The organism is Nonomuraea composti, assembly GCF_012034275.1.
Lineage (GTDB): Bacteria > Actinomycetota > Actinomycetes > Streptosporangiales > Streptosporangiaceae > Nonomuraea > Nonomuraea composti.
Genome location: NZ_JAATEP010000004.1, coordinates 131837 through 155748 on the forward strand (window position 1 = coordinate 131837; position 23912 = coordinate 155748).

Sequence of the window (23912 nt, forward strand, 5' to 3'; positions counted from 1 at the left end):
GTTCAATGGTGGGCCGGGGGTGCCAGGGTCGAGCCCTCGACCAGCTCGCACGCCAGCAGCTCCTGCGGGGTTCCGCCGTGCTCCAGGACGTGGGTGAGCAGCTCGACGGCCCGGCGGCCCATCTCCCTGCGCGGGATGCGGAAGCCGGCGAAGTCGATGTCGGTGGAGACCGGCCGGGTCGGCGCGCCGAGCGCGACGATCGACAGGTCGCGCGGCACGTCCAGGCCGCGGGCGCGGGCCACCTCGGCGATGGCCGCGCCGTCGGCCAGCTCCTCGGCGAACACCACCGTGGCGCCCGCGTCGAACAGGCCGTCCGCGCTCGTCAGGTGCACCCCTTCGACGCCCGGCGCGGCGGCCACGCCCTCGGTGAAGCCGCGCAACCGGTCGGCGTAGGACTCCGGGCCCTGGCCGGACCCGACGTAGGCCATCCGCCGGTGCCCGAGCGCCGCGGCCCGCCCGACCAGCGCGCGCACCGCCGGCGGGTAGTCGGCGCCGACGTACGGCACCGGCCCGCCGGCGTCGTCGCGGCGGCCGACCGACACGAACGGGATGCCCTCCGAGAGCAGCCTGGACAGGTCATCGCGGTCGATGGTGCGGCCGAGCAGGACGCAGCCGTCCGCCAGCCGGATCCGGCTCTCCGCGCTGAAGATCCGCCGCCGCTCGCCCTGCTCCACCTTGGCGCTGGTGAACAGCAGCAGGTCGCAGCCCGCCTCCTCCGCGCACTCCTCGATCCCGACCAGGAACGGGTGGTAGAAGTCGGCGCTCTCGGCCGGGAAGACGGCCTCGTAGGTGAACACGCCGTAGATGCGGTTGCGCCGCTCGACGAGCCGGCGCGCCGCCGGGTCGGCCACGTAACCGGTCTCCCTGATCACCTGGAGCACGCGGTCGCGGGTCTCGGGGGAGATCCTGACCTCGCCCTCGGCCCGCCCGTTGAGCACCAGGGACACGGTCGTCTGGCTCACGCCCGCCATGCGCGCGATGTCCTGCTGCGTCAGACGCCGACCTGAAGGAGCCACAGTGCGTATCACCTGTCCTGCTGATAATGCGTATTAGTTCGGCAATTGTGAGACCGGACAGAACGGGACGTCAAGGGCTAATAGCTGAAGTAATCCGTATTAGCAGATTCGGGGTTGCTTGGACGGCCTTCGCGGCCCTATCTTGGAACGGTCGTTCCGAGATAGGAGGAGGGCGCATGCCGGACGTCAAGCACTTCGACCCCGACGCGGCGCTGGAGCAGGTGATGCGGCTGTTCTGGGAGCGCGGCGCCGACGTCACCGGCATCGCCGACGTCGTGCAGGCCACCGGCCTCAGCCGGTCCAGCCTGTACGCCACTTTCGGCGGCAAGGAACGCCTCCAGGCCGCCGCCCTCGGCCGCTACCTGGAGCAGCGCTCGCGGCCGGTGTTCGACGCCTTGGCCGCCGACCGCCGCGGCCTGCCCGCCATCGCGAGCTTCTTCGAGCAACTGGTGGCGGCCCGCTGCACCGGCGAGCACGCCCGCTGGGGCTGCCTCGTCACCAACACCCACACCGGCACCGGCCGCGGACTGCCCGAGGTCCGCCAGGTCCTCGACGCCCACCACGCCGAGCTGCGCGCGGCGATGCGGGCCGCGCTCACCGTGGCCGCCGGCCTCGGCCAGGTGCGCCCCGGGCTCGACGCGGACGCCGCCGCCGAGACGCTGGCGCTGCTGGCCTACGGGGTCAACCTGCGCTCCCGGGCCGGCGCCGACCCCGGCGACCTGCTCGCCGGCGTCCGCGCCGTCCTGGACGGCTTCACCCGCACTGTCGCTGAGATTTCCACTGAGGAGAGATGATGACCGAGTTCCGCGTCTACGACGAGAGCGACGCCCCCGAGGCGGCCCGCCCGATGCTGGCGGCCGCCAAGAAGCGCATGGGCTTCGTGACCACGCTCAACGGGGTGATGGCCGAGTCGCCCGAGCTGCTCGCCGGCTACAACGCGCTGGCCGAGCAGTTCGGCAGGTCCTCCCTGCCGGGCCCGGCCAAGCACGTCGTGTGGATCACCGCCAGCGTGGAGAACGGCTGCGAGTACTGCGTGGCCGCCCACTCCACCCTCGCGTTGCGCGCCCGCGTCCCCGCCGAGGTGGTCGAGGCGCTGCGCGCGGGCAAGCCGCTGGAGGACGAGGCGCTGGAGGCCGCCCGCCGCCTCACCCACGCGATGGTCTCCCGGCGCGGCTGGGTGGACGACGCCGAGGTCGAAGCCTTCCTGGCCGCCGGCTACACCCGCCGGCACGTGCTCGACATCGTGCTCGGGGTCGGCATGAAGACCCTGTCGAACTACACCAACCACCTCGCCCACACCCCGCTCGACCCGGCCTGGCAGGGCCAGGAGTGGACCCGCGACGCGAGCTCACTCCGCTGAAGGGACGGCGACCCGACCGCCGCCGGCCTGGAGCACACTTGACCCGGGGGGCGGTCACGAGGCGTGGCGGCTCACCCGGCCCCAGGCGTGGCGGCGGGGCGGAGGAAGGCCAGCAGGGCCGCCGCCACCTCGTCCGGAGCCTCCTCGGCCATGTGGTGGCCGCTGCCGATCGAGTGCCCCGTCACGTCGGTGGCCCAGGTGCGCCAGACCGCCAGCGGATCGCCGTACAGATCCACCATGTCGTCCTTCTCCGACCACAGGAACAGCGTCGGGCACGCGACCCGCCGCCCCGCCGCGCGGTCGGCGTCGTCCGCCGCCCGGTCCACCGTCAGGCCGGCGCGGTAGTCCTCGCACATGGCGTGCACCGTGGCCGGGTCGTGGATGGCCCGGCGGTAGTCCTCGTACGCCTCCCGCCCCATCTGCTCGGCCGTCCCCCGGTACCAGGCGTCGGGGTCGGCATTGATGACCCGCTCGGCCGGCTTCTCGGTCTGGCCGAGGAAGAACCAGTGCCACCACGCCGCCGCGAACCGCGCGTCCGCCCGGGCCAGCGCCTCGCCGATCGGGATGCCGTCCATCACGACCAGCCGCGTGACCGCATCGGGATGATCGGCGGCCAGGCGGTGGGCGACGTACGAGCCGCGATCGTGGCCCGCCACCGCGAACCGGTCGTGCCCCAGCTCCCGCATCAGGGCCACCATGTCGGCGGCCATGGCCCGCTTGGAGTAGGGCGCGTGGTCGGCGGCCGTCGGCGGCTTGCCGGAGCGCCCGTAACCGCGCAGGTCAGGGCAGACCACCGTGTGGTGCGGGGCGAGGAGCGGAGCCACGCGGTGCCAGGTGGCGTGGGTGCGGGGGTGGCCGTGCAGGAGCAGCAGCGGGCTGCCGGAGCCGCCGTACCGGACGTACAGCTCGGTCTCGCCCACGTCGATCATGCCGGTCTCGAAGTCGTCGAACATCCGCCCGCCCCTACCCCTTGCCGGCCACGATCAACGAGCGACCCGGCCGAGCCGTGGCACAAGGCAGCCATGGGCAGCCCGCCCGGCAGGAACCAGCCGTACGTGCCCTCCACGTGCTGCCGCAGATCCAGCCAGATCATCTTCACCTGTGAGCGCAGCGCGGCCAGGCCCGAGGGAAGGGGCCGTAGCCCGCACAGCCCATTGCGCCGTCGCCTCGAACCACCCCGGCAACCACGAGGACAGGAAGCTCAGCGGACCGGTCGCCGTCCTGCTCTCGGGCGCGGCGGCGAGCCGGTCGGGACGCCGGCTCGCCACCCTGGCCGGGCTGGTCGCGGCCCTGCTCGTGGCGGCGGTCGCGCTGCACTGGGCGCTCATGGCGTTCTCGTACTTCCTCCTGGCCGACTGCGCGGGCGGGGAGGCGAGGCTGCTGCCGTGGATGGCCGACGCCTCCTCATGGCCGCCGGATACGCCTGCGCGACCGTGCTGCTCCTCGCCGGCGTACGTGCGCGCCGGGCGGCACCCTCGCCTTGGGCGGCAGGCTGCGCCGGGGGTGCGGTCGCTAACCGTCCGGTGAGGTCGCCGGCCTCTACAGGTGGCGGGTCGCGGCGGTCAGCTCGCGCAGCCGCTCCAGGAACGTCCGGCCGGCCGGGCCGGTGTCGAGGGGCAGCAGGTACGAGCTGGCCTCCGTCGAGCCGAACCAGCGGGCCTGCACGTGCACGCCCGTCGCGTTCCCGTACGTCGCCGGGTCCGCGACCGTGAGCGACACGTCCGCCAGCCGGGCGCCCAGCCGCACCTCCGTGCCCTTGTCGGTGACCGTGGCGATCACGATGACCCCGGTCGTGACGAGAGCGGCCGTCGTGAACGGCCCGACCTCCAGGCCGGCCGCCCGGAAGACGCCCAGGAAACCGCGCGGCGTCTTGACCGGGACGCTGCGCGTCTCGCAGCACACCTCCGCCATCCGGTCCAGGTCGCCGAGCAGCTGCTGGTCGGCGTAGGAGGTCATCGCGGCGCGCAGCCGGTCGTCGAGCTCGGCCATGGAGCACAGGCGGGTGGACCGGGTGTAGTCGAGCAGGCTCATGGTGATCCTTATTGCTGGAGGTCGGGCAGGCGCCATCGCTGGAGGTCGGGCAGGCGCCCGCGCCATGATCGGCGACGGCGCTTGCGCGGCGCTGAACGCGCGCTTACGACCTCCAGCCACCGCCGCCGCCTATATGGGCGGCCCCGGCCTATGGGCGGCCCCGGCCTATGGGCGGGCTCCGGGCTACGAGCGGCCCTTGGCGTTGCCCTTGCCGGGGTGCCCCGCGCCGTGCCTGGGTGGCGTGCGGCCGCTCGGGGTGGTCACCTTCTTGCCCTGCGCCGGCGGCTGCGTCACCTCACGCGCCGCCGCCGCCGCCGCGGGCGCGCCGGCGTGGTCCCTGGCCCGGCGCCGCACCGCGACCGGGCGGGCCTTCAGCACGGCGGTCGTGGCCGACACCGTAGTGGTGGTGGGCCCGGGGGACGGGGTGGTGGACATCCGCTCCTGCGGACGCGCCTGCGCCACGGGCGGCGCGGCCGAGGTGTCCGGCCAGAAGCTGGCCACCAGCACGCCGGCGATCAGCGCGGCCACCACGGCCACGTGCCGCATCTGGGCGCGGCGCGTCTCGCTCAAGCGGGCCTGACCGGGGTGGGCGTGGGTGGGGCGGGCCTGAGCAGGGCAGGCGTGGGTGGGGCGGGCCGGGGTGGGGCGGCGGGCACCCCGATCCCTCCGACCGCCCGGTGCGGCAAAGGCATGGTCACCCGTCGCGGGCGGCTCGGCAGGTGACGGCCGGTCGGGCTCCCCGTCCCCTGCCCCGGATGGCCTGGCGGGTGATGGACGGTTGAACTCCCCGTCCTCCGCCCCGGACGGCGCCCCGAACGCCGCTTCCTCAGCAGCTTCGCCCGCTGCCCCGGTGGCCACGCCGCCCGCCGCTCCGGTCGCCACTTGAATGGTCGTGCCGGCTTCGGTCTCGTCGGTGAGCGTGAGCGGGAGGTCGTCGCCGGACAGGGTGAGGAGCCGTTCGAGCTGGCGGCGGGCGGCGACGAGGCGGGTGCGGCGAGCGGGGTCCTTCTCGAGGAGGCCCGCGATGACGGGGGCCAGCGCCCCGGCCCGCTCGAACGGGGCCGGCTCGGCGGTCAGGACGGCGCTGATCGTGGCCAGCGCCCCTTCCTGCTCGAACGGCGAGCGCCCCTCCACCGCCGCGTACAGTGTCACCCCCAGCGACCACAGGTCGCTCTGCGGCGTCGGCGGCCCGCCGCGCGCGCGTTCGGGGGCGATGTAGGCCGGCGTGCCGACGACCTCGCCCGCGATGGTGAGGTCCACCGGTTTCTCCAGGCTGGTGGCCAGGCCGAAGTCGGTCAGCACGGCGTGGCTCTCGCCGCCGTCCAGCAGGATGTTGGCGGGTTTGACGTCGCGGTGCACGATTCCGGCGGCGTGGGCGGCGCGCAGGGCGTCCAGCACCTGGAGCCCGATGCGGGCGACGGAGACCGGCGGCAGCGGCCCGCGCGTGGCGAGCACGTCGGCGAGGGTGGGGGCGGGGACGAGCTGGAGCACGATCCACGGCCGCTCGTCGGCGACCACCACGTCGTAGATGGTGGCGACGTTCGGGTGGGAGAGCCGGGCGGCCAGGCGGGCCTCGCTCATGGTGCGCCCGAGCAGCGCCTCCCGTTCGGACTGGGGCCGCCGGTCGAGAGTGACCTCCTTGACGGCGACGGGGCGGTCCAGCACTTCGTCGTGGCCGCGCCAGACCCGTCCCATGCCGCCCTGCCCCAGCTCGTCCTGGAGCCGGTAGCGGCCGGCGAGTAACCAGCCCTCGTAACCTGAAACCGACATAGCGCCCGGCTTACCCGATCTTTGACGCCTCATGCAACCGTTTCTGATGCGGGAAGGACGAGGGCCGTCAGCCCCCGCCCTTCACCTGGATCGTTATCCGGCGTAGGTCTCGAACTCGGCGACCTTCGGCGTTCCCGACGAGCTGGTGATCCTGAACGTGATCTTGCTCAGCGCGGCCGGCGTGAACGTGATGGCGCCCGCCCCGCTGCCGGACTTCAGCACGGCCCCGGTGCCGGCGTTGACGAGCTGCCAGGCGCCGATGCCGCCTGCGGCGCCCGCCGCCTCACGGATGACGACCCGGCCGACCGTCGTGGCGGAGCCCCACTTGATCGAGATGTCGCCGGTGGCGCCCGATGGTGACCAGTAGGTGCTCAGGTCGCCGTCCCGGACGTTGCCGTAGCTCGTCCCGTCGGCCTTGCCGGAGCCGTCGGAGCCGGCACCGATGCTGAGGTTCGGGCCGTCGGGTGTGGAGGTGGGGGTGACGGTGGGGGTCGTGGTGGGCGTCTGCGGCGTGCAGGTGCCGTTCGACTCCTGCAGCCCCTTGCCGGCGCCGGCCGTCTGCCGGACGATGTCCGGCACGCAGCTCGCCCCATCCAGGGTGTAGGAGTAGGGGACGCTGACCGTGGTGGTGGAGCGCGGGTCGGGCCCGGCCGGGTTGTTCTCGCTGCCCGGGGCGGACCAGGTCACGTTGTCGAAGATGTTGCCGGCGACCTGCCAGTAGCCGGCCTCGCTGGTGTAGAAGGTGCCGAGGACGTCCTTGGAGTCCTTGAAGTAGTTGTTCTCCACCTTGGCGCGGCCCCCGGCGCGGGAGTTGATGCCCGATTCGTTCAGGCTCACGTAGGAGTTGTTGTAGATGTGGGCGATGCCGCCGCGCAGCAGGGGAGTGCGGGAGTCGATGTTCTCGTACGAATTGTGGTGGAAGGTGACGTAGCCGTTCGAGCGGTCGCTCTCGCTGGAGCCGATGAGCCCGCCCCGGCCTGAGTTGCGCAGGATGCTGTAGGACAGGGTGACGTACTGGGTGTCGTCCTTCATGTCGAAGAGGCCGTCGAAGCCCTCCGACTCGCCGCCCGACGCCTCCAGGGTGACGTGGTCGACCCACACGTTGCGCACGCCGCTCTCCATGCCGATGGCGTCACCGCCGTTCGACGTGGGCGAGCCGGACTTCTTGACGTTGCGGACGGTCACGTTGCGGATGATGATGTTGCTGGACTCGCGGATGTGGATGCCCAGCTGGTCGAAGACGGCCCCGCCGCCGACCCCGATGATCGTGACGTTGCTGATCTGCTTGAGCTCGATCACGCCGGCCGCGGTGTTGCAGCTCTCGCCTGACACCTTGGCGGTGTTGCCGTGGTTGATGGTCCCCTCGACCTCGATGGTGATGGGGGTGCTGCTGCTGGCCCGGCCGCACAGGGCGGCGTGGATCGCGGTGCCCGTGGTGGCCCGCACCGTCTGCCCGCCCGCGCCGCCGGTCGTCCCGCCGTTGGCGCTCGCGTAGCCGGTGGCCCCGCCGGCCGCCGCCGACGCCTGCGTCACCGGCAACGACACGGCGACCACCCCGGTCACGGCGGCGGCGGCGGCCATGGCGGCCAGCACCGCTTGGAGTCGTAACGCGACTGCTCGTCTCATCCCTGGTTCACCTTTTTCCTCGGACAACGATGGCGTACTGCTCCGCGCGGTTCGCCTCACCGTAGGAAAGCGCTTTCCCAGTGTCAACGAGCGATGAAACTTTCATCCCTCGCCCCCTCGCGGGGGCAGGTGGCCTACTTCGCCTTCAACGGCTCGCCGAAGGACTTGCGGAGCGAGGAGGGGGCGGCGAGCGGAAGCAGCGCGGCGAGCAGCTTGCCCTTGAGTGTGCGGGGCTGCCGGGTGAGCTCGACGTTGACCCGCGTGCCGTCGCCCTCGGGCGTGAGCCGGATGTCCCAGCCGCCGCCGGGGCCGAAGAGCTTGGAGTCGAGGGTGGTGATGACCACGCGGCCCTGCTCGGGGTCCCACTCGTAGCGGGCGCGTTCCCAGGCGGCGGCCGTGCCCTCGGTCACCTCGGCCCAGCTCTCGCCCTGCTGGTGGACGGTGAAGTGCTGGGCGTCGATGCTGGGCCAGCTCTGCGCGCGGGCGGGGCCGAAGTCGGTCAGCACCCGCATGGCGGCGGCGGGGGTGAGGGAGGAGAGCAGGTGGAAGCGCACGACTGTCATGGGGAGTTCCTTCATCGAGTCACCGGTTCAACTGGTGATGATCCTGGCACGCGTATGCGTCACCTGTCAAAGGGGTGACGCATGGCTTCCGCGATCCACAGGTACGGGATGGCGTCGTGGTCCTCCTCGACCGCTGTGCCGTTGATCCGCGCCACCAGCGACAGGTAACGGCCATGGGTGTCGTCGTAGGCGGCGGCGGCGGGTTCCTCCTCGGCGAGCTCGCGCAGGATGGCGGGGATCCGCCGGTACCCGTCGGCCATCCGGTCGCGTACCTCAGGCGTGAGCGGCGTGCTGGACAGCGCGGTGGCCGCCTCCATGAAGCGGACGACCGCCTGCTGCGCGCGCGCCGACCGGGGCGGCTCCCCCGCCCGGTACGCCGCGAGCAGCTCCTCCATGAGCGAGGCCCCGCTGCCGTGGATGAAGTCCTGGAACGGCTCGGTCGCCACCGTGCGGGCCTCCGGCGCCGAGTAGGTGCTTCGCAGGTAGGTGCGCACCGCGTCGCGGAACCCGGCGTCCGACACCAGGTCGGCCAGCTCGATCCAGGCTTCGAGCTGGGCCGCGCTGGGATCCGCCGGCAGGGCGGGGCGCATCGCCCGCAACCGGTCGACGAACCCCTCGGGCACGTCCAGGCTCTCGCCGACGCCGCTCCAGAAGTCGTCGATGATCCGCTCGCGCTCCTCGTCCGTCATCGAGACGAGCTTGTGCATCAGGGCGGCCTGAGCGGTCGTGCCGCCCTGCTTGATCAGCGCCCTGAGCACCGCCCGCCTGGCCCGCAGCGTGCGCTCCTGGCGTTCGACGACCTCCAGGTGGGTGGTGAGCAGGTCGTGCAGGGTCGTGCCGCCTTCGAGCAGGCGGCGGATCTCGTCCAGGTCGGTGCCCAGCTCGCGCAGCGTGCGGACGAGCTCCAGCCGGGCGATGGTGTGGACGTCGTACATGCGGTGGCCGGCCTCGTTCAGCGCCGTGGGCTCGATGAGCCCGATGTCGGCGTAGAACCGGACGGCGCTCACGCTCAGGCCGCTGCGGCGGGCGGCGTCTCCGATGGGGTACAGCTCGTCGTCGCTCATGGGGGCCACTGTCGCGCCTCAAGCCGCTTGAGACGCAAGCCCCCTCGTTCGTGCCGCAAGCCGCTTGAGAGGCAAGCCCCCTCAGTCGCTCCACTTCGGCTGGCGCTTGCTCAGGAACGCGGACATGCCCTCGCGGGCCGCCGCCGACTGCGACGACTCGGCCATGACCTTGGTGGCGAGCCGGTACGCCTCCGCCTGCGGCAGCGACAGCTGCTGGTACAGGGTGCGCTTGCCCAGCGCCTTGGAGGAACGGCTGCCGCGCGTGGCCCGGCCGAGCAGGTCGGCGACGGCGGCGTCGAGGTCGGCGGCGGGCACCACCCGGTTGACCAGCCCCCATTCGAGGGCCTGCGCGGCGGTGATGGTGTCGCCGGTGTAGGCCAGCTCGGCGGCCCGTTTGCGGCCGATGTTGCGGGCGATGGCGACCATCGGGGTGTGGCAGAACCAGCCGCCTTTCCCGCCGGGCGCGGCGAACCCGGCCGAGTCGGCGGCGACGGCGAGGTCGCAGGTGGCGACGAGCTGGCAGCCCGCTGCGGTGGCCAGCCCGTGCACGCGGGCGACGACCGGCTGCGGCACCGCTTCGATCAGCTCCATGAGCTGCAGGCACGTGTCGAGGAGGGTGCGGACCGCGCTCTCGTCGGCCTCGGCGACGTCGGCGAAGTCGTGGCCGGCGCTGAAGACCGGGCCCGCCCCGGCCAGGATGATGCCGGAGGCGTCGCTGTCGCCGGCGGCGCCGAACGCGCCGATCAGGTCGCGCAGGTGGGCCAGCGACAGGGCGTTGCGCCGCTGCGGCCGGTTCATCGTGATCGTCACGAAGTCGGCGTCCCGGCTGACCAGTACATGATCGAGGTTCATGGGCGGGCTCCTGAAGTCGTCGCGGTGGCCGGGCTCGGCCACGTGAATATTCGTTCCCGTCCGGCGCCGCCCCTGTCATAGGGTTCCTGGATGTCTTCTCAGCGTGCCCTGCTGCCGCGGTCCGCGCCGGGAGTGGCCTCCCGCGCGGTCGCCGCGCTGCTGGACCGGCTCGAAGCGCGGGCCGTCGAGTGCCACTCCCTCATGGTCGTCCACCGCGGTCACGTCGTCGCCGAGGGCTGGTGGGCGCCGTACTCGGCCGAACGCCCGCACCTGCTCTACTCGCTGACCAAGTCGTTCACCTCCGTCGCCGTGGGCCTCGCGATCGCCGACGGGCTGCTCTCACTGGACGACCGGGTGGTGGACGTGCTGCCCGGCCACGTTCCGGCCGGCGTCTCCGAGCAGGGGCGCCGTCTCACCGTTCACCATCTGCTGTCCATGACGACCGGACACCGTACGGACAGCCTCGCCGAAGCCTGGCGGCTGGAGCCGGGCGACCTGGTGAAGGGGTTCCTGCGCGTGCCGTTCACCGAGACGGAGGGCACCCGGCACGCCTACGACAACCCGACCACCTTCGTCCTGGCCCGGATGGTGGAGCGGGTCACCGGCCGCGGCCTGCCGGAGCTGCTCGACGAGCGCCTGTTCGGCCCGATGGGCATCGAGCACGCCGAATGGGACCGGGTGGCGAGCGGCGCCGCGTTCGGCTTCCACGGGCTGCACCTCACGACCGAGGCCGTCGCCGCCTTCGGTGAGCTGCTGCTGCGCGGCGGCCGGTGGGGCGAGCGTCAGCTCGTCCCGCGCGAGTGGGTGGAGCTCGCGACCCGCCGGCACGTCGACACCCTGCCCCTTGAGGACGGCCCGGGGGACGCCGACTACCTGCGCGGCTACGGCTACCAGTTCTGGGTGTCGCGCCACGGGTACCACGGCGACGGCTCCTTCGGCCAGCTGTGCGTGGTCGTCCCCGCGCACGAGCTGGTGGTCGCCACGACCGGCGGGCACCGGCAGGCCCAGGTGGTGCTCGACGCGATCTGGGAGCGCCTGCTTCCTGGTCTGGACGAGGAGGGTGACGACCCGCTCCTCGCCGGCCGCCTGAGCCGCCTGTCCTTCGCACCGGTGCCGGGCGAGGCCGCTCCTGGCCGCTCCGCCAAGGCGTCCTTCGACGCCGCCGCCGGCGACCCGGCCCTGCCCGATGGGGCCACGGTCGCCGTCGAACCGGTGGACGGCGGATGGCTCCTGCGGCTCGGCCCGCTCCTCGCCGTCGAGGCCGGCCACGGCGCGTGGCGGGAGAGCGCGCCGCTCGGCCGCCCTGTCGTCGCGTCCGGCGCCTGGCAGGGCGGCACGTTCGTCGCCGACCTCTACGTCATCACCACCCCGCACCGGCTCCGGCTGACGGTGGACGTCGCGGCGGGGACGGCGGCGGCGACCTGGAACATCGTGCCCCTGACCAGCCCAGACCTGGCGGTGCACGTGCGCTCCCCGCTGATGACCCGCCCGGACGTCGCGTAGACCGCCACGAAGCCGAGCGCCGACCGCACACCTCAGCCAGGGCGGTGGCGGGGACCCCGCACGTTCGCGAGATCTACGTGCGCAACACGGTGTACGACCGTGGCGTGGCCGACGGCACCGCGCAGTCGCCCGTCGCGGTCGCCTCATAGATCCACGCCGAGCCGTCGGGCGCGGTGTAGAGGTGCCGGGTGGTGACCGACACGCCCGAGCAGACCTCGCCCGCCGCGGCGGCCTGCTGGTTCAGCGCGGCCCTGGCGTTGCGTTCCGCCGCTGCCCTGCCCGCGTCCGGGCTGGGACCCCACCCGGTGGAGGTGGCCGAGCGGAGGGTGGCGGCGAACGCGGCAGGGGTGCACAGCGCCGCGCCCGCCGTCAGCGTCAGGGCGAGGACGAGGAGCAGAACCTGGGCAGGACGACGAACGTTGGATGCCATGGTGTCCCTCTCGCGGGGAGGCCGGGGGTTCGAGATCGTCACCATAAGACGGAGGGGGCCGGGCCGACCAGCGCGGAGGGCGCGGGCCGGCGTCCGCGCACGTCGGGGCCGAAACTTTCACCACCGCCGTCCGCTCATGTCGGGGCCGAAACCTTCACGGCCGCTGTCCGCGCATGTCGGGGCCGAAACCTTCACGGCCGCCGGCCCGAGGGGGCGCTCAGCCGGCCGTGGCCAGGGCGAAGGAGGTCACGGCGCGGGCGAAGGCGTCCGGCTCCTCGACGTGCCCGAGGTGCCCGCTGTGCTCCAGCATCACCAGCTCGGCGCCGGGGATGCCGGCGGCCAGCTCGTTCGCCCAGCGCGGGCCGCAGATGACGTCGTGGCGGCCGGCGACGACGAGCGTGGGCGTCTTGATCGAGGGGAGCGCGGCGCGGTCGTCGACCAGGTCGGGGACGCCCTGGTCGTCGAGGCCGGAGACGAAGGTGCCGGTGATGGAGAACAGGGGCGCGTACCTCTCCTGGTGGTCCCAGTACTCGGCGAGGTAGGCGGGCAGGATGCCCCGGGCGGCCCGGGTCGTAGCCTCGTCATCGGAGAGGCCGCCCAGCGACTGCCACGTGTCGAGGACGTCCTTCAGCTCCGGGCGTCCGGCGTTGCGCCGCGCGAACGCCTCCATGGTGCGGGCGGCCTCGGCGAAGTGCTCGGGGCCGGTGACCGGGGCGCTGCCGTACAGGATGACGCCGGCGAGCCGGTCGGGGCGGGTCAGGGCGTAGTGCTGGGCGACGAAGCCGCCGTGGGAGTGCCCGAGCAGGTGGACGGGGCCCGCGCCGAGGTGGTCGATCAGGCCGTCCAGGGCTCGCGCGTAGCGTTCGCGGGTGTAGCCGTGCGGGTGCGCGGGCAGGCGGCCGGACGCGCCGGTGCCGATCGGCTCGACGTACACCATCGTGAGGTGCCGCTCGGCGGCCGGCATGCGCAGGTACTCCCACGCCAGCCCCGGGCCGCCGGGGTGGGCCAGGACGACGGGCCCGCTGCCCGCCACGTGGAAGCGCTGCGCGACGCCCTCGACGTCGATCGTGTGGCTCTTGTGCATGGTCATGTCCGTCTCATCTCGTCAGGCATCCGCAACGGCGGCGACAGCTCGTCCAAGGCATGCCACACCCAGTCGCGCAGGGCGCCGGCCTCGATGAGCTGATCGGGCGCAGGACCGCCGCCCGGCAGCGCGGCCTCGTCCGAGATCGGCAGGACGGGCGCGGCCCGCTGCCCGCCCGATGCCGGGCCGGCAGCAGGCCCAGCGCGGGCGCTTCACCCGCCTGGGCGCGCAGGGTCAGCTCGGCCTCGGACGGCGGCAGGTCCTTCATTCTTCCGAGTGTTCCGCGCCCGGCGAGCACGTCGTGCCGGCCCCGCTCGCCAGGCAATCCACCGTCAACCGGACGCATGCGGTGTCAACCGTTCGTGTAGACGGCGCCGACAACGGTCGTATCGCTGTCGTCGACACGGGCTGCCTACGTTCTGGAGCGCCAGACGATCCCCACATCAGGAGCACTTCCATGCGCGACCAGCGCCCGCCCACCGGTCCCTCCCTCTTCGACCGGAAAGAACTGCCTGCCGACCTGCGGGCGCTGCTACCAGGGGACGACGGCTACGCCGACGAGACCCGTACCTACAACCTGAGAGCCGACGTGCGGCCGGGCGTGGTCATTGCGGCGGCGTCGGCAGGCGACGTGCAGGCCGCGGTGCGGCTGGCAGCGGCCAGGAACGCGCCGATCGCCGCCATGGCCACCGGGCACGCCGTGCAGCCGGTGCCGATCGGGCCGGACGCGGTGCTGGTGACCACCCGCGCCATGCGGGGCGTCACCGTGGACGCCGAGGCCCGTACCGCCTGGATCGAGGCGGGCGTGCTCTGGGGGCAGGCCGTCGCCGAGATCACCAAGTTCGGCCTCGCGCCACTGAACGGCGCCAGCCCCAGCGTGGGCGCCATCGGCTTCGTCCTGGCCGGCGGGCACAGCCCCACGCTCGGCCGCGCCCACGGCTACGCCGCCGACCACGTCCACCGCATCCAGGTGGTCACCGCCGACGGCGAGCTGCGCACCGTCACCGCCGCCAACGACCCCGAGCTGTTCTTCGGCCTGCGCGGCGGCAAGGGCAACTTCGGCATCGTCACCGCCGTCGAGATCGCGCTCTTCCCCGTGACCACCCTGTACGGGGGCTCCCTCATCTTCCCGGCCGCGAGCGCCCGCACTGTACTCAACGCCTACCGCGCCTGGACGGAGACCGTCCCGGAGACCATGTCGTCCTCCGCCGCGCTCCTGCGGCTGCCGGACGTCCCCTTCCTCCCGGAGCCGCTGCGCGGCCGGCAGGTCGTCACCCTCCGCCTCTCCTGCACCGACCCCGCACCCGCCGGTGCCGCGCTCATCGAGCCCCTGCGCGCCGCCGCGGCACCGATCATGGATCTGGTCCGGGAGATGCCGTACGCCGACTGCGCCTCCATCCACTCCGACCCCCTCGACCCGGCCCCCGTCCAGGAACGCGGCGGCCTCCTGCGCGAGCTGACCGCCGAGACCGTCGACGCCCTGATCGCCATCGCCGAAGCCCCCGCCGCGCCTCCGGACCTGGTGGAGATCCGGCACCTCGGCGGAGCCTTCGCCCGCGAGCCCCTCGTGCCGAACGCGATCTCGTACCGGGACGCCGCCTTCACCGTCTTCATGGCCGCCATCGGCGCGCCCGACCCCGCGCAGACCCACGCGGCCCAGTCCGCGGCGATGGAGCGGCTGCGGCCGTGGTGCACCGGGTACACGCTGCTCAGCTTCATGGCGGACGTCGACGGGGTGGAGCAGGGGTACCGGCCGGAGGTCCTGCGCCGGCTGGTGGCGCTGAAGCGGCGCGTCGACCCGGCCAACCTGTTCCGCCTCAACCACAACATCCGCCCCGACGCCTGACGGACCGGCTGCTCGCCATCGCGGGCCCACCAGGGACCAGGCCAGTGACCCACCCTGGTCCCTGGTGGCCCCCTTGCGACGAGAGTGATCGATGCCGATCCAGGCTCCACGTCCAAAGGGATGATCGATCATGGATGCTCTCGAGCGTCTGAGCACAGTCGAGGACCTTCGCCGCCTGATGGGCCGCTACGTCCGGTACGCCGACCACCAGCGCCGGCAGGACCTGGCGAGCCTGTTCACCCCGGACGGCACGTTCACCCCCCACAAGCCCGACGGGTCGGTCTGGCTGCGCATGCGAGGCCGCGAGGAGATCGCGGCCACGGTGGGCGCCGGCGGGGGCCCCGGCGTCACCCTGATCCACCACCTGTTCTCCGACGAGATCGACGTCGACTCCGCGACCGGCGCGCGGGGCCGCGAACTGTCCGGCGTCCTGAACACGACCGCCCGCACAGCCGAGTCAGCCTGAACCACACCGAGCCCACGGTGAGGTGGGTCGAGCCGGGGACAGCGAGCCGGCGCGGACGGTACGGCCCTCGGCGAGGGCCACAACGCGGTCGCGTCCGGCCAGTTCCCCGGCCCAGGCGTTGGTCCGGGCGCGCACGCGACGACCAGTACGTCTATGTCGGCAGCGCGCTCCCGTGCCCAAACGCGGCGGCGCTCACCCACCAGCGCGGCCTCTTCGCTGAACCGATCGCCCAATCGCCGTACGACCCGCGACTCGATGAGGTCGACCCCACGCGTCGGCGCGCCGCTGATGACGCCTTCTGGGCCGAACTGACTGCCCTCATCAGCAGACAAGGCGCGGTGCTGCTTGAGGAGGGCTACCTCTCCAACGCCTCACGCTGGCATCGCCTCACCCTGGACGAGCTTGCTTCGACCCGTGACGGGCTGACCCCGCGAGCCAGGTTGCTGATCTGGCCCGACCTGTCGACAGACGTGAGGGCCGCCCTTGCCGCCCTTCCCCATGAGGGCCTCATCGACATCGTCTGGCAGAACTCTCAAGGGGACATCACCAGCCTGACCGTCGACGAAACCGAATACGCGGCACTGCCCGCCGTACTGGCTGAGGCCCGCGCGGTGATGGTTCTCTCCGGGTACGAGGAAGAACGTACTCCGCTGATGGCCGCCGTACTCCCCGACCCTGACGGCGTGCTTCGCGCCCGATGGCTGCCTTGACGCTTGGCAGGGCTGCTCTCGCCGACACACAGGCCATCGCCACCGTCGTGGCGCCCGCGCCGTCACCCCGTAGCGTCTCGACCTGTCGCGCGCCGCTGCGGAACACCAGGCATATCGGCGCCCCCTCGACGCGACCGGTCTTTGCCTGACACTGGTGACCTGGCCGGGCGGAGACACCAACATAGCCCGCTGTTTACTCTAGGTGACGACGCAAATACAAAGAGGTAAGGCCGGTCATCTCATGTGACCGGCGTGACGATCTCCGACGGAAGGCCGGCCATGCAACCTCTGGACCTGATGACCCGCAAGATCGACACCTGTTTCGGGCATCTCGACGTCGACGGCAACGGCACGATCGAACGGGACGACCTGCTCGGAGTCGGCTCGCGCCTGGTCGCCCAGTTCGGCGAGTCCCCGACCTCGCCGAAGGCGACGGCCATGGCCGCGGGGATGGTCCGGTTCTGGGACGCGCTGTGCTCGGCCGCCGACGTCAACGGCGATGGACGGCTCACTCCTCAGGAGTATCGAACGGGCATGACGCGAGCGTTCGTCGACGATCCCACCGGCTTCGACCGGGCGTTCCTGCCCATGGCCGAGGCGTTGTGCGGGCTCTTGGACACCGATGGCGACGGCACGGTCAGCCGCCAGGAGTTCGCGGAGTTCCACAAGGTGATGCGCACCTCCGTGGAGAACGCGGACCTGGCCTTCAGCAAGCTGGACACCGACGGCAGCGGTTCCCTGAGCGTCACCGAACTGCTGGCCGCCATGCGCGACTACTACACCAACCCCGATGAGAGCGCCGACGCGCTCGGACACTGGCTGTTCGGCAGGGTTTGAGGCGTGCTGCGCAGCTACCGGTCGCTGGTCGGCGGCCATCCGGTGGATGGCCATGCGGACGGCGCGGGATGGGTGCATTGGGTACGAGCCGGCGACGCGCTCGAGGCCCCGTACGACATGGCGGCGCTGAAAGCGACGCTGGACACCGGCGCGGCCGGCCCCGATGCGTTCACCCACCCGTCCCTGGTCGGCAGGGTCGCCCTGAGCGGCCCCGACCAGCGCCGTCAGGCCCTGGCTGCCGCCCGTGCCCATCAGCCGGCCTGGGGCAGGGTCCCGCTGGCCGAGCGCGTGGGCTTCGTGACCGCCTTCCACCAGGTGCTGCGCGCCCGGCAGGACGAGCTGCTGGATCTTCTGGTCGCGGAGGGCCATCCGGTACGCGTGGCGCGGATGGAGATCTCCACCATGCTCGCGGCGGTGCACCCCAGGACCGCCACCGTCGCGGCCGGGTTGATGAACTGCGATCACCGCGTCAACGGCCGCAGGATCGAGCTGGTACGCAAGCCGGACGGCGTGGTCGGCCTGATCCCGGCCCGCAACGCCGCCGCCGCGACCCTGGTGTTCTCCGCGGTGATGACCTTGGCCGCAGGCAACGCGGTCGTGGTCGATCTGCCGCCCAGCGCCCCGCTCAGCGCGGCGTTCGTCTGCCACGAACTGATCGCGCCCTTGCTGGCCGGCCATGCCCGCGTGTTCAGCGCGTTGTGTGCTCCCGTGCGGGAGGTGGTGCCGGAGTGGCTGGCCAGCCCGGACCTCGACGACATCTACTACTTCGGCCCGTCCCGCCGGGGGCTGGAGTTGGCGGCGGAATGCCTGCGGCACGGCAAGAAGCCGATCCTGGAACTGTCGGCCAATGACACTGTGGTGGTGTGGCGGGACGCTCGCCTGGACCTGGCGATCGCGGCCATGCTGGAGGCCTTCTACGCGTCGGGACAGATCTGCCTGACCCCCAACCGCGCCGTGCTGCACCCTCAGATCGCCGATGAGGTGATCAAAGGGCTGCGGCGGGAGATCGAACGGCTGGTCGTAGGACGCCCGGAACGTACCGATGTCATCCTCAGCCCGGTCGTCCGGCGCGCGGAGTTCACCGAGGTCGTCGCGGAGGCGGTCGGTGCGGGCGCGACGCTGGTGACCGGCGGCGAGTTCGTCGACGTCCACGAGGTGCCACGCGCGCGGGGGCCGTTCATCCGGCCCGCCCTGCTGCGGGTGGACGGACTGAAGCAGGCACGAACGCTGCGCGCGGCATGCGAGGAGACCTTCTGCCCCTTGCTGACCGCGGTGATCGCCGACCCTGCCCGCATCGACGACGTGATCGCCTTCCTCAACGCCAACCGCTACGGGCTGCGTAACTCCCTGTGGGCCACCGACCGCGCCGTCATCGCCGCCTTCAGGACGGAAGTACGCAATGGGGGCACCTTGAAGATCAACGACAGCCATCTGGGCCCCGTCCCGCTGCTCCCCATTGACGGCGGCACCGCCCGCACCAGCGGCCCCGGCGGCGAAGCCAACCTGCCGATGCTGCGTACCACTCATCTGCAAGCAATCAGCACCGCAACGGACGTGCCGGACGACCTGCTCTTCGACTACTCCTCCGCCGTGGCGGACACCTGACCGGCGAGAGAGCTGGAGCCTGCTCGGCGCCGGGGCCGGGCAACGGCGGCTCTCACCCCGACCGGAACGTGCGCCGTCAGGAGCCGTCGAAGGAAGACGCTCCGCATCACCGTCAAGGAAGACAACCCGCCAGCGATCAAGGCCCTGACAAACACAATCGCCGACCCTCCCGAGAGAGGATCGGCGACCGAAGCTGGTTCCGTTGTTCTGTGTGCCCCCTGCGCGGGACCCAGTACTAGGGAACCTGCCGAAGGGCCATCTGAGCAGGGGTTCTCTGCTCGTGCTGACCGTAGCGGGAGTCGGCAGGGCGAAGATCGAGGCCGTCCGGCGGCTCCCGCGGCGGCAGGCCAAGTCGGCATCGTCGGCAGGTGGGCGATGACCTTGACCAACGCTCTGGCCGAGAAAGCGGACGTTGCACTGGCGACGCCGGCTTCTGGTGACTCGTCAGCCGTGGCGGAGAGAGTACGGCTGGCGGGAGTGATCTCGTCGGATCGGTGGATTCGGTGGACGACCACGGCGGCCGTTGTCGTGCTGGCCGGTATCGCGGCGGTGGTGTCGTTCCGGCATATGCGCGAGCTGGCTCTTGCGCATGGCGAGGACGAGTTGGCGGCGGCTCTCATCCCGTTGGCGGTGGACGGCACGATCGTGGCGGCGTCGATGGCGTTGCTGCGCGCCAGTAGGCAGGGCGAGCGCGGTGGGGTGCTGCCGTGGATGTTGTTGGTCGTCAGCAGTGTGGCGAGCATCGGGGCCAACGTGGCGGTCGCGGAGCCGACGGTCATCGCCCGGGTCATCGCGGGTTGGCCCAGTCTGGCGTTGATCGGCGCGTACGAGATGCTCATGTGCCAGATCCGCCCATCTGCAACCACGGCGAGGCGGCCCGGCTGTCGTTCGGGTGGTGATTCAGCACAGACGCCATCGGTCGGGGAAGGGGAGCGAATGCTTCAGCGGGCGGCCTGGCAGTGGGCCAGGGATACGGCGGGCGAAAGCGGATCGCTTCCGACTGGTGTGATGATCGCGCGGCAGTTCGAGCGCTCCCCTCGGTGGGGGCGCCTGGTCAAGAGAGCGGGCAACGCGGGCGAACTGGGATAAATCCCTGGCCGGTTCGGGGTAGCTTCGGAAGTTTGTCGCAAAGCCAGCCATTTCCTTGCGCGAGGAACGCACCGACTACGGCGGCGCGCCTGCCAGCGTCCAGGGGACCATCCCCGCGTGCGCGGGGAGCACACGAGAGCAGCCTGGCCGAGGTCGCGTTCATGGTCCTCGAAAAGGCGCCCTAGCCACGCCTGCACGTCGAGTTGGGTCCCTACGACTCACTGTGTACGACCGTCAGCAACTCGACTTCACCAAAGCCGGCCAGTGAAGGTCTGTCACCCTGGTCACCGTCACCTTCGACGACCGCTCCAGATGACCGACCCGGACGCCTGCACCGGTAAGACAACGCCATCACCGCTGACGACGCCAACGGCGTCACCCACATCCCCGCCACGACGATCGGTCCCTTGCTGCTCGGCCCCGGCATCCGCGTCACTCACCAGGGCATGAGCCTGCTCGGCGACTGCGGGGCCGGCGTGGTGGTGGGCGAGCAGGGCGTGCGCTTCTACTCCGGCGGCAGGTCGCTCAACCGCTCGTCGTCACTGCTCGCGTTCATCCAGGGCCGTATTCCTGTGGGCAACTCGGGCCTTTGGCGGGACTGCACACGGCGATCGTGTTCACCCACTCATCTGTGTACGTATGACCCTTGTAGGAATAGGTGATCTCAACGAGGGACCGGGCGCTCCTTCCGGCCGCTTGCGTCACCTGCATGCCTATGAGTAACTCATGGCCCTTTTTCCGTGGGCGGCCTTCCTCCGCAGGCAAGACGTATCCTTCGGCGGCGGTGAGCGGCCCCAGGGATGCCTTCCTCGGGGGATAGTCGTCGATCGTCTGCTCAGCGGCGAACTTGCGACCATACCCGGCGACCAACGCCCCGAGCTGCCGGAGTCCGTGCCCTTCGAACTTCGATCTGACCCGCATGATCGTGATGGGAGCGTCACCGAAGTTGTAGAGCACGACCCATCCGTCGGTGAGGACGGCTCCCTTGTCGCGTCGTAGTGCGTAACCGGTGGGAGGGGCCGACTTCAAAGGACCCTCTCCGGTGCGTGAATCAAGGGAGGCTCGCCCCTTGTCCGTCGCGCCTGCCGGCTCCGGGCCGGAGGGCGTGTCCGCGCAACCCGACGTGCTCAGCACCAGGAACATCAGCAGGCCCATGGGCCACGCGATGACGCGCGGCCCATGGCTGTTACGCATCAATCTCACTCAGTACTCTTCCATCACGTAGGACGCGTAGATCGGAAGATCCTCCAGGCCGCAGATGCTCGCCGTCCTTTCAGGGGTCACGGTGAGTTTCCAGTTCGACCCATTCGTCGTGCGTGAATCGAGTTTGACGGTGCCGAAGTCGACGCCGCCGTATCTTGTCCACGTGGTGTCGCGGGCGACCCACGTGGCGCTGGAGATGGACGTAGTGGTGTCGGGATCCGGGCACACTCCCTGGTTTCCGCCGCCCGGGATGATGTCGTTGCCGCCGGCGAATCGGTAGGGGCGCCATTCGTACTTCCCCGAGATTCGAGTTTCGAGGATGGTGTAGTTCTGGCACCAGAGGTCCCACGTACGGAAGTCGAATTCCGCCTGGAAGTGCGCCGGCCGGAAGTGACCGATCTCGAAATTGATGCCTGCGGAGACGGTCTGTACGTTGGTGAAACCTACCTTGGCCAAGGCTCCGGCCGTGGCGATGTTGGCCGCAGCCTCGATCTGCGTCGTCGCCGTGGTGCCCCATGCATAGGTGGCTGAGGTGTTCGGCCCCGTCGCGTGCGCACGCACGGTGACGTAACTCCGCTTGACGGGGATGTCCGCCAAGGCGAAGAAATAGCCTTCGTTGCTGTTGCAGTATTGCGCGGGATTCGGCATCGCTCTTTGCTGTGGTGTGCCCGATGAAGAGTCCGAGTAGCCCACGAGTTCAAGTGTGGATTCGCTCTCCACCGTAGCCGGCGGCGCGAAGCCGGATCCGTCGATCACGCGCTGCTGCCTTGTAACGGCCTTGCGGTTCGGTGCAGGCTCGGCCAAGGTCCAGCGATCGTCCTTGGCGGTAGGCACGTGCAGTTAGATCCGCCGCCAGACGTTGTGCTGTCCGCCGGCGGAGGTGATCAGGGCCGAGGCGACCCCGTTCTGATCCGCGTATCCCGTCAGATCCTGGAAGCGGCCGGAGGTGAAGGCGAAGGTGCCGTCCTGCGCCGTTCGTGCTTCAGCGAGCTTGACGTACTCCAGGCCGATGCCTACTCCGGTGGTAGAGATGAGAGCGCGCGTCGGTTCCAGGTCTATGCGTAGCGGGGTGTCTGCCAAGGCATGGCCCGCACTGTCGCGGAGTGTTCCGGCGATCAGTGGCACCGAGTCCCGCTGGGTCAGGTGTGAGTTCCTGGCCGCTTCCACGAGGGCCGCATTCGGCCGCTGGGTGCCCCTGAGTGGGTGTTCGGGTTCGATGGCCGCATTCGAGGTTTGCGCGCCGGCGACTAATGTCGTCGTGGCAAGGAGCGCGCAGAGTGCACCGTGGAGCGCCCGCTTGAGGGGCATGGGATTAGACTCCGATCGCATCGATGATGCGCCACGGACGGGCAACTCTGACAGGCTCCCGTCCGTGGCTATGCCGTGCCTCGCGAAGCCACCAACACCATGCTGGACGGCGGATTAGGACACAAGGTCTTGACAATATTCATATGTCGCTTTACATGGTAACTGTCATTTTCGGGATGCAGTCTGTGGTTTGCCCAGGTGGGAACGCTTGAGTTGTAAGAAGCGATCAAGTCGTAAGCGCCTCACAACGCGACCGAATTGCTTCACTGGTCGAAGCCCAGGCGGCCAAATGGGTCAACCGTCGTACCCGGCTTGAGGTGGCCCGGGAGATGTACCGCATGCGGTTCCCCGGGGAGGACCCGTCGGCCTTCACCCGGCACGAACTTCTCGGGCGAGAGGGCCGCCGGGTCAAGGAGCACTACCGCAAGGAAGCCGAACGAGTCGGTCTTTCTTGGCACGGCAGGGTGTACGTACCCGGCGACTTCAGCGCCAGCGACCCGTTGAACCAGGCAGTCACGGCTGCGGCGCAATGATGTACGGCGTCGTTCAGACCACGGTGGCCGCGCTCGGCTGCTCGCCGGGGCTGGGTTTCATCCATTCCGGGCACGAGCTCGCCTTCGTCCTCGACATCGCCGACCTCTACAAGACGGAAACCGCCCTTCCCGTCGCCTTCGAGGAAGCGGCGCACAGTCCGGAAGACGTCGGGTCACGTACTCGTCGCGTCATCCGCGACAGAATCAACAAGGTCGGTCTTCTCAGGCGGTGTGTGGAGGACATCAAGCATCTGCTCCTGGCCGATACGGCGGGCGGGCCGGAGTCCCTGGACGAGGACATCGACCAGGTGCTCTTGCAGAGCGATCATGGCATCGAACTGGAGTCCGGCCGTAACTATGCCGATGAGGTGCCCTGGTGACCGTCATCGTGCTCACGCGTTGTCCTGTCGGCCTGCGGGGGTTCCTGACCCGCTGGCTCATGGAGATTGCTCCGGGCGTGTTCATCGGAGGTCGTCAGCGCGGATCTGTGAACAGCTGTGGCTTCAGGTTCAGCAGTACGCTGATACCGGCCGTGCGCTTCTCGCGTACACCACGGACAACGAGCAGGGCTTCGCCTTCGAAACACACGACCGTCAGTGGCACCATCCTCACCATCTTCGACGCCTGCGACGGCGACCAGGACGGCTGGCTCACCAGGGAGGAGTTCGAGCGCCTTTACGGATCGACGGGAATGCGGGCAGAGGCCACGCGGATCGCCTTCGAGCACATGGACGTCAACGGGAACGGCTCGGTCTCCAGGGAGGAGTTCTCCTCGGGCGTCGACGTCCTGCCGACCAGTACGGACCTGAGCAGTCCGGGCGTCTGGATGTTGGGCAGGACCGGTCGTGGGGCAGAGGGCGACCACGGCTAAAAGGGCCACTATCGCGGCCCACTGAGCGTCATCAGTAGCGGGCGGCCAGGGAAGCGGCGGCCTGGGAGAGTGCTGTGCCGACCGAGGTCATCGCCGCGAAGCCGGCGCCGACCAACAGCACGCGAGCGTGACGGCCAGGTTCTTC

The 23912-nt window shown here is 70.8% G+C and carries 25 protein-coding genes and 2 pseudogenes; 14 read left to right on the plus strand and 13 right to left on the minus strand.

The genetic code is table 11. The annotated features are described in order from the left end of the window. Nucleotides 1–2: 2 nt before the first annotated feature. Nucleotides 3–1028 carry a LacI family DNA-binding transcriptional regulator gene (locus HCN51_RS07930; RefSeq protein WP_346433573.1) on the minus strand — a complete coding sequence of 342 codons (1026 nt, stop codon included), beginning with the start codon at nucleotides 1026–1028 and terminating at the stop codon, nucleotides 3–5. 164 nt (nucleotides 1029–1192) lie between these two features. On the opposite strand from HCN51_RS07930, the gene HCN51_RS07935 reads away from it, so the two are divergent. Both HCN51_RS07935 and HCN51_RS07940 read left to right on the plus strand, forming a co-directional pair. Then, the gene (locus HCN51_RS07935) at nucleotides 1193–1810 is read left to right on the plus strand and encodes a TetR/AcrR family transcriptional regulator (RefSeq protein WP_168008275.1); all 618 of its coding nucleotides are present in this window, start codon (nucleotides 1193–1195) and stop codon (nucleotides 1808–1810) included. After that, on the plus strand, nucleotides 1807–2376 hold the full coding sequence (locus tag HCN51_RS07940; protein WP_206066705.1) for a carboxymuconolactone decarboxylase family protein: 570 nt from the start codon (nucleotides 1807–1809) through the stop codon (nucleotides 2374–2376). The genes HCN51_RS07935 and HCN51_RS07940 overlap by 4 nt, the downstream gene beginning before the upstream one ends. Nucleotides 2377–2447: 71 nt before the next feature. Here HCN51_RS07940 and HCN51_RS07945 read toward each other — a convergent pair whose 3' ends face one another. Then, nucleotides 2448–3329: an alpha/beta fold hydrolase gene (locus HCN51_RS07945; RefSeq protein ID WP_168008277.1), complete on the minus strand. Its 882-nt coding sequence runs from the start codon at nucleotides 3327–3329 to the stop codon at nucleotides 2448–2450. A 148-nt stretch (nucleotides 3330–3477) separates the two neighbouring features. Between HCN51_RS07945 and HCN51_RS07950 the strand changes: the two genes are divergently transcribed. After that, nucleotides 3478–3903, plus strand: a complete 426-nt coding sequence (locus HCN51_RS07950; protein WP_168008279.1) for a hypothetical protein — start codon at nucleotides 3478–3480, stop codon at nucleotides 3901–3903. Nucleotides 3904–3915: 12 nt separating this feature from the next. On the opposite strand, the gene HCN51_RS07955 is transcribed toward HCN51_RS07950, so the two are convergent. From HCN51_RS07955 to HCN51_RS07980, 6 genes are all read right to left on the minus strand, one after another. Continuing rightward, nucleotides 3916–4407, minus strand: coding sequence for a hypothetical protein (locus HCN51_RS07955; protein ID WP_080042691.1), 492 nt, complete (start codon nucleotides 4405–4407; stop codon nucleotides 3916–3918). Nucleotides 4408–4590: 183 nt separating this feature from the next. After that, nucleotides 4591–6177, minus strand: coding sequence for a serine/threonine-protein kinase (locus tag HCN51_RS07960; protein ID WP_168008281.1), 1587 nt, complete (start codon nucleotides 6175–6177; stop codon nucleotides 4591–4593). A gap of 93 nt (nucleotides 6178–6270) precedes the next feature. Continuing rightward, the gene (locus tag HCN51_RS07965) at nucleotides 6271–7803 is read right to left on the minus strand and encodes a pectate lyase family protein (protein WP_168008283.1); all 1533 of its coding nucleotides are present in this window, start codon (nucleotides 7801–7803) and stop codon (nucleotides 6271–6273) included. A 134-nt stretch (nucleotides 7804–7937) separates the two neighbouring features. Then, a complete protein-coding gene (locus HCN51_RS07970; RefSeq protein WP_168008285.1) occupies nucleotides 7938–8366 on the minus strand; it encodes an SRPBCC family protein in 429 nt (142 codons plus the stop codon). A 59-nt stretch (nucleotides 8367–8425) separates the two neighbouring features. Further along, nucleotides 8426–9430 (minus strand): MerR family transcriptional regulator, encoded by a 1005-nt coding sequence (locus tag HCN51_RS07975; protein ID WP_168008287.1) that lies wholly within the window; start codon nucleotides 9428–9430, stop codon nucleotides 8426–8428. Nucleotides 9431–9511: 81 nt separating this feature from the next. Then, nucleotides 9512–10282, minus strand: coding sequence for an enoyl-CoA hydratase-related protein (locus HCN51_RS07980; RefSeq protein WP_168008289.1), 771 nt, complete (start codon nucleotides 10280–10282; stop codon nucleotides 9512–9514). Nucleotides 10283–10372: 90 nt separating this feature from the next. On the opposite strand from HCN51_RS07980, the gene HCN51_RS07985 reads away from it, so the two are divergent. Next, nucleotides 10373–11785, plus strand: a complete 1413-nt coding sequence (locus HCN51_RS07985; protein WP_206066706.1) for a serine hydrolase domain-containing protein — start codon at nucleotides 10373–10375, stop codon at nucleotides 11783–11785. Nucleotides 11786–11858: 73 nt separating this feature from the next. Here the strand turns inward: HCN51_RS07985 and HCN51_RS07990 are convergent, their stop codons facing one another. Further along, nucleotides 11859–12215 carry a hypothetical protein gene (locus HCN51_RS07990; RefSeq protein ID WP_168008291.1) on the minus strand — a complete coding sequence of 119 codons (357 nt, stop codon included), beginning with the start codon at nucleotides 12213–12215 and terminating at the stop codon, nucleotides 11859–11861. 217 nt (nucleotides 12216–12432) lie between these two features. Further along, nucleotides 12433–13305, minus strand: a complete 873-nt coding sequence (locus HCN51_RS07995) for an alpha/beta fold hydrolase (protein ID WP_206066707.1) — start codon at nucleotides 13303–13305, stop codon at nucleotides 12433–12435. Between the two features lie 451 nt (nucleotides 13306–13756). Here HCN51_RS07995 and HCN51_RS08000 point away from each other — a divergent pair, with 451 nt between their 5' ends. From HCN51_RS08000 to HCN51_RS59205, 7 genes and pseudogenes are all read left to right on the plus strand, one after another. Continuing rightward, complete coding sequence (locus HCN51_RS08000; protein WP_168008293.1) at nucleotides 13757–15145, plus strand: FAD-binding oxidoreductase; 1389 nt, start codon at nucleotides 13757–13759, stop codon at nucleotides 15143–15145. A 130-nt stretch (nucleotides 15146–15275) separates the two neighbouring features. Beyond that, nucleotides 15276–15611, plus strand: coding sequence for a nuclear transport factor 2 family protein (locus HCN51_RS08005; protein ID WP_168008295.1), 336 nt, complete (start codon nucleotides 15276–15278; stop codon nucleotides 15609–15611). A gap of 338 nt (nucleotides 15612–15949) precedes the next feature. Further along, nucleotides 15950–16321 (plus strand): hypothetical protein, encoded by a 372-nt coding sequence (locus tag HCN51_RS08010; RefSeq protein WP_168008297.1) that lies wholly within the window; start codon nucleotides 15950–15952, stop codon nucleotides 16319–16321. Between the two features lie 279 nt (nucleotides 16322–16600). Then, nucleotides 16601–17158: an EF-hand domain-containing protein gene (locus HCN51_RS08015; protein WP_080042680.1), complete on the plus strand. Its 558-nt coding sequence runs from the start codon at nucleotides 16601–16603 to the stop codon at nucleotides 17156–17158. Nucleotides 17159–17161: 3 nt separating this feature from the next. After that, complete coding sequence (locus HCN51_RS08020) at nucleotides 17162–18763, plus strand: aldehyde dehydrogenase family protein (RefSeq protein WP_168008299.1); 1602 nt, start codon at nucleotides 17162–17164, stop codon at nucleotides 18761–18763. A 375-nt stretch (nucleotides 18764–19138) separates the two neighbouring features. Then, nucleotides 19139–19852, plus strand: coding sequence for a DUF2637 domain-containing protein (locus tag HCN51_RS08025; protein WP_168008301.1), 714 nt, complete (start codon nucleotides 19139–19141; stop codon nucleotides 19850–19852). A 341-nt stretch (nucleotides 19853–20193) separates the two neighbouring features. After that, nucleotides 20194–20400 (plus strand): annotated as a pseudogene (locus HCN51_RS59205) (type I-E CRISPR-associated endonuclease Cas1e); the annotation flags it as partial. A gap of 4 nt (nucleotides 20401–20404) precedes the next feature. Here the strand turns inward: HCN51_RS59205 and HCN51_RS08030 are convergent. Genes HCN51_RS08030 through HCN51_RS08040 form a run of 3 tightly spaced genes read right to left on the minus strand, consistent with a single transcriptional unit; the run spans nucleotide 20405 to nucleotide 22363 of the window. Next, nucleotides 20405–21007 carry a hypothetical protein gene (locus HCN51_RS08030; protein WP_168008303.1) on the minus strand — a complete coding sequence of 201 codons (603 nt, stop codon included), beginning with the start codon at nucleotides 21005–21007 and terminating at the stop codon, nucleotides 20405–20407. 48 nt (nucleotides 21008–21055) lie between these two features. Next, nucleotides 21056–21889 carry a hypothetical protein gene (locus tag HCN51_RS08035; protein WP_168008305.1) on the minus strand — a complete coding sequence of 278 codons (834 nt, stop codon included), beginning with the start codon at nucleotides 21887–21889 and terminating at the stop codon, nucleotides 21056–21058. Between the two features lie 6 nt (nucleotides 21890–21895). Beyond that, nucleotides 21896–22363 (minus strand): hypothetical protein, encoded by a 468-nt coding sequence (locus tag HCN51_RS08040; protein ID WP_168008307.1) that lies wholly within the window; start codon nucleotides 22361–22363, stop codon nucleotides 21896–21898. A 529-nt stretch (nucleotides 22364–22892) separates the two neighbouring features. Here HCN51_RS08040 and HCN51_RS62175 point away from each other — a divergent pair. The 3 genes and pseudogenes from HCN51_RS62175 (at nucleotide 22893) to HCN51_RS08055 (ending at nucleotide 23767) form a co-directional block, all read left to right on the plus strand. Beyond that, complete coding sequence (locus HCN51_RS62175; RefSeq protein ID WP_346433574.1) at nucleotides 22893–23276, plus strand: CRISPR-associated endonuclease Cas1; 384 nt, start codon at nucleotides 22893–22895, stop codon at nucleotides 23274–23276. Continuing rightward, nucleotides 23273–23511: pseudogene (gene cas2e / locus HCN51_RS08050) on the plus strand (type I-E CRISPR-associated endoribonuclease Cas2e); the annotation flags it as partial. The gene HCN51_RS62175 and the pseudogene cas2e, both read left to right, overlap by 4 nt. Further along, the gene (locus HCN51_RS08055; protein WP_168008309.1) at nucleotides 23429–23767 is read left to right on the plus strand and encodes an EF-hand domain-containing protein; all 339 of its coding nucleotides are present in this window, start codon (nucleotides 23429–23431) and stop codon (nucleotides 23765–23767) included. The pseudogene cas2e and the gene HCN51_RS08055, both read left to right, overlap by 83 nt. The last annotated feature ends 145 nt before the right edge of the window (nucleotides 23768–23912 follow it).

Coding starts and splice junctions, on each gene's coding strand:
- HCN51_RS07935 (WP_168008275.1), top strand. CDS start 1,193: ATGCCGGACGTCAAGCACTTCGACCCCGACGCGGCGCTGGAGCAGGTG.
- HCN51_RS07940 (WP_206066705.1), top strand. CDS start 1,807: ATGATGACCGAGTTCCGCGTCTACGACGAGAGCGACGCCCCCGAGGCG.
- HCN51_RS07945 (WP_168008277.1), bottom strand. CDS start 3,329: ATGTTCGACGACTTCGAGACCGGCATGATCGACGTGGGCGAGACCGAG.
- HCN51_RS07955 (WP_080042691.1), bottom strand. CDS start 4,407: ATGAGCCTGCTCGACTACACCCGGTCCACCCGCCTGTGCTCCATGGCC.
- HCN51_RS07960 (WP_168008281.1), bottom strand. CDS start 6,177: ATGTCGGTTTCAGGTTACGAGGGCTGGTTACTCGCCGGCCGCTACCGG.
- HCN51_RS07965 (WP_168008283.1), bottom strand. CDS start 7,803: ATGAGACGAGCAGTCGCGTTACGACTCCAAGCGGTGCTGGCCGCCATG.
- HCN51_RS07970 (WP_168008285.1), bottom strand. CDS start 8,366: ATGACAGTCGTGCGCTTCCACCTGCTCTCCTCCCTCACCCCCGCCGCC.
- HCN51_RS07975 (WP_168008287.1), bottom strand. CDS start 9,430: ATGAGCGACGACGAGCTGTACCCCATCGGAGACGCCGCCCGCCGCAGC.
- HCN51_RS07980 (WP_168008289.1), bottom strand. CDS start 10,282: ATGAACCTCGATCATGTACTGGTCAGCCGGGACGCCGACTTCGTGACG.
- HCN51_RS07985 (WP_206066706.1), top strand. CDS start 10,373: ATGTCTTCTCAGCGTGCCCTGCTGCCGCGGTCCGCGCCGGGAGTGGCC.
- HCN51_RS07990 (WP_168008291.1), bottom strand. CDS start 12,215: ATGGCATCCAACGTTCGTCGTCCTGCCCAGGTTCTGCTCCTCGTCCTC.
- HCN51_RS07995 (WP_206066707.1), bottom strand. CDS start 13,305: ATGACCATGCACAAGAGCCACACGATCGACGTCGAGGGCGTCGCGCAG.
- HCN51_RS08000 (WP_168008293.1), top strand. CDS start 13,757: ATGCGCGACCAGCGCCCGCCCACCGGTCCCTCCCTCTTCGACCGGAAA.
- HCN51_RS08005 (WP_168008295.1), top strand. CDS start 15,276: ATGGATGCTCTCGAGCGTCTGAGCACAGTCGAGGACCTTCGCCGCCTG.
- HCN51_RS08015 (WP_080042680.1), top strand. CDS start 16,601: ATGCAACCTCTGGACCTGATGACCCGCAAGATCGACACCTGTTTCGGG.
- HCN51_RS08025 (WP_168008301.1), top strand. CDS start 19,139: ATGACCTTGACCAACGCTCTGGCCGAGAAAGCGGACGTTGCACTGGCG.
- HCN51_RS08030 (WP_168008303.1), bottom strand. CDS start 21,007: ATGGGCCTGCTGATGTTCCTGGTGCTGAGCACGTCGGGTTGCGCGGAC.
- HCN51_RS08040 (WP_168008307.1), bottom strand. CDS start 22,363: ATGCCCCTCAAGCGGGCGCTCCACGGTGCACTCTGCGCGCTCCTTGCC.
- HCN51_RS62175 (WP_346433574.1), top strand. CDS start 22,893: ATGATGTACGGCGTCGTTCAGACCACGGTGGCCGCGCTCGGCTGCTCG.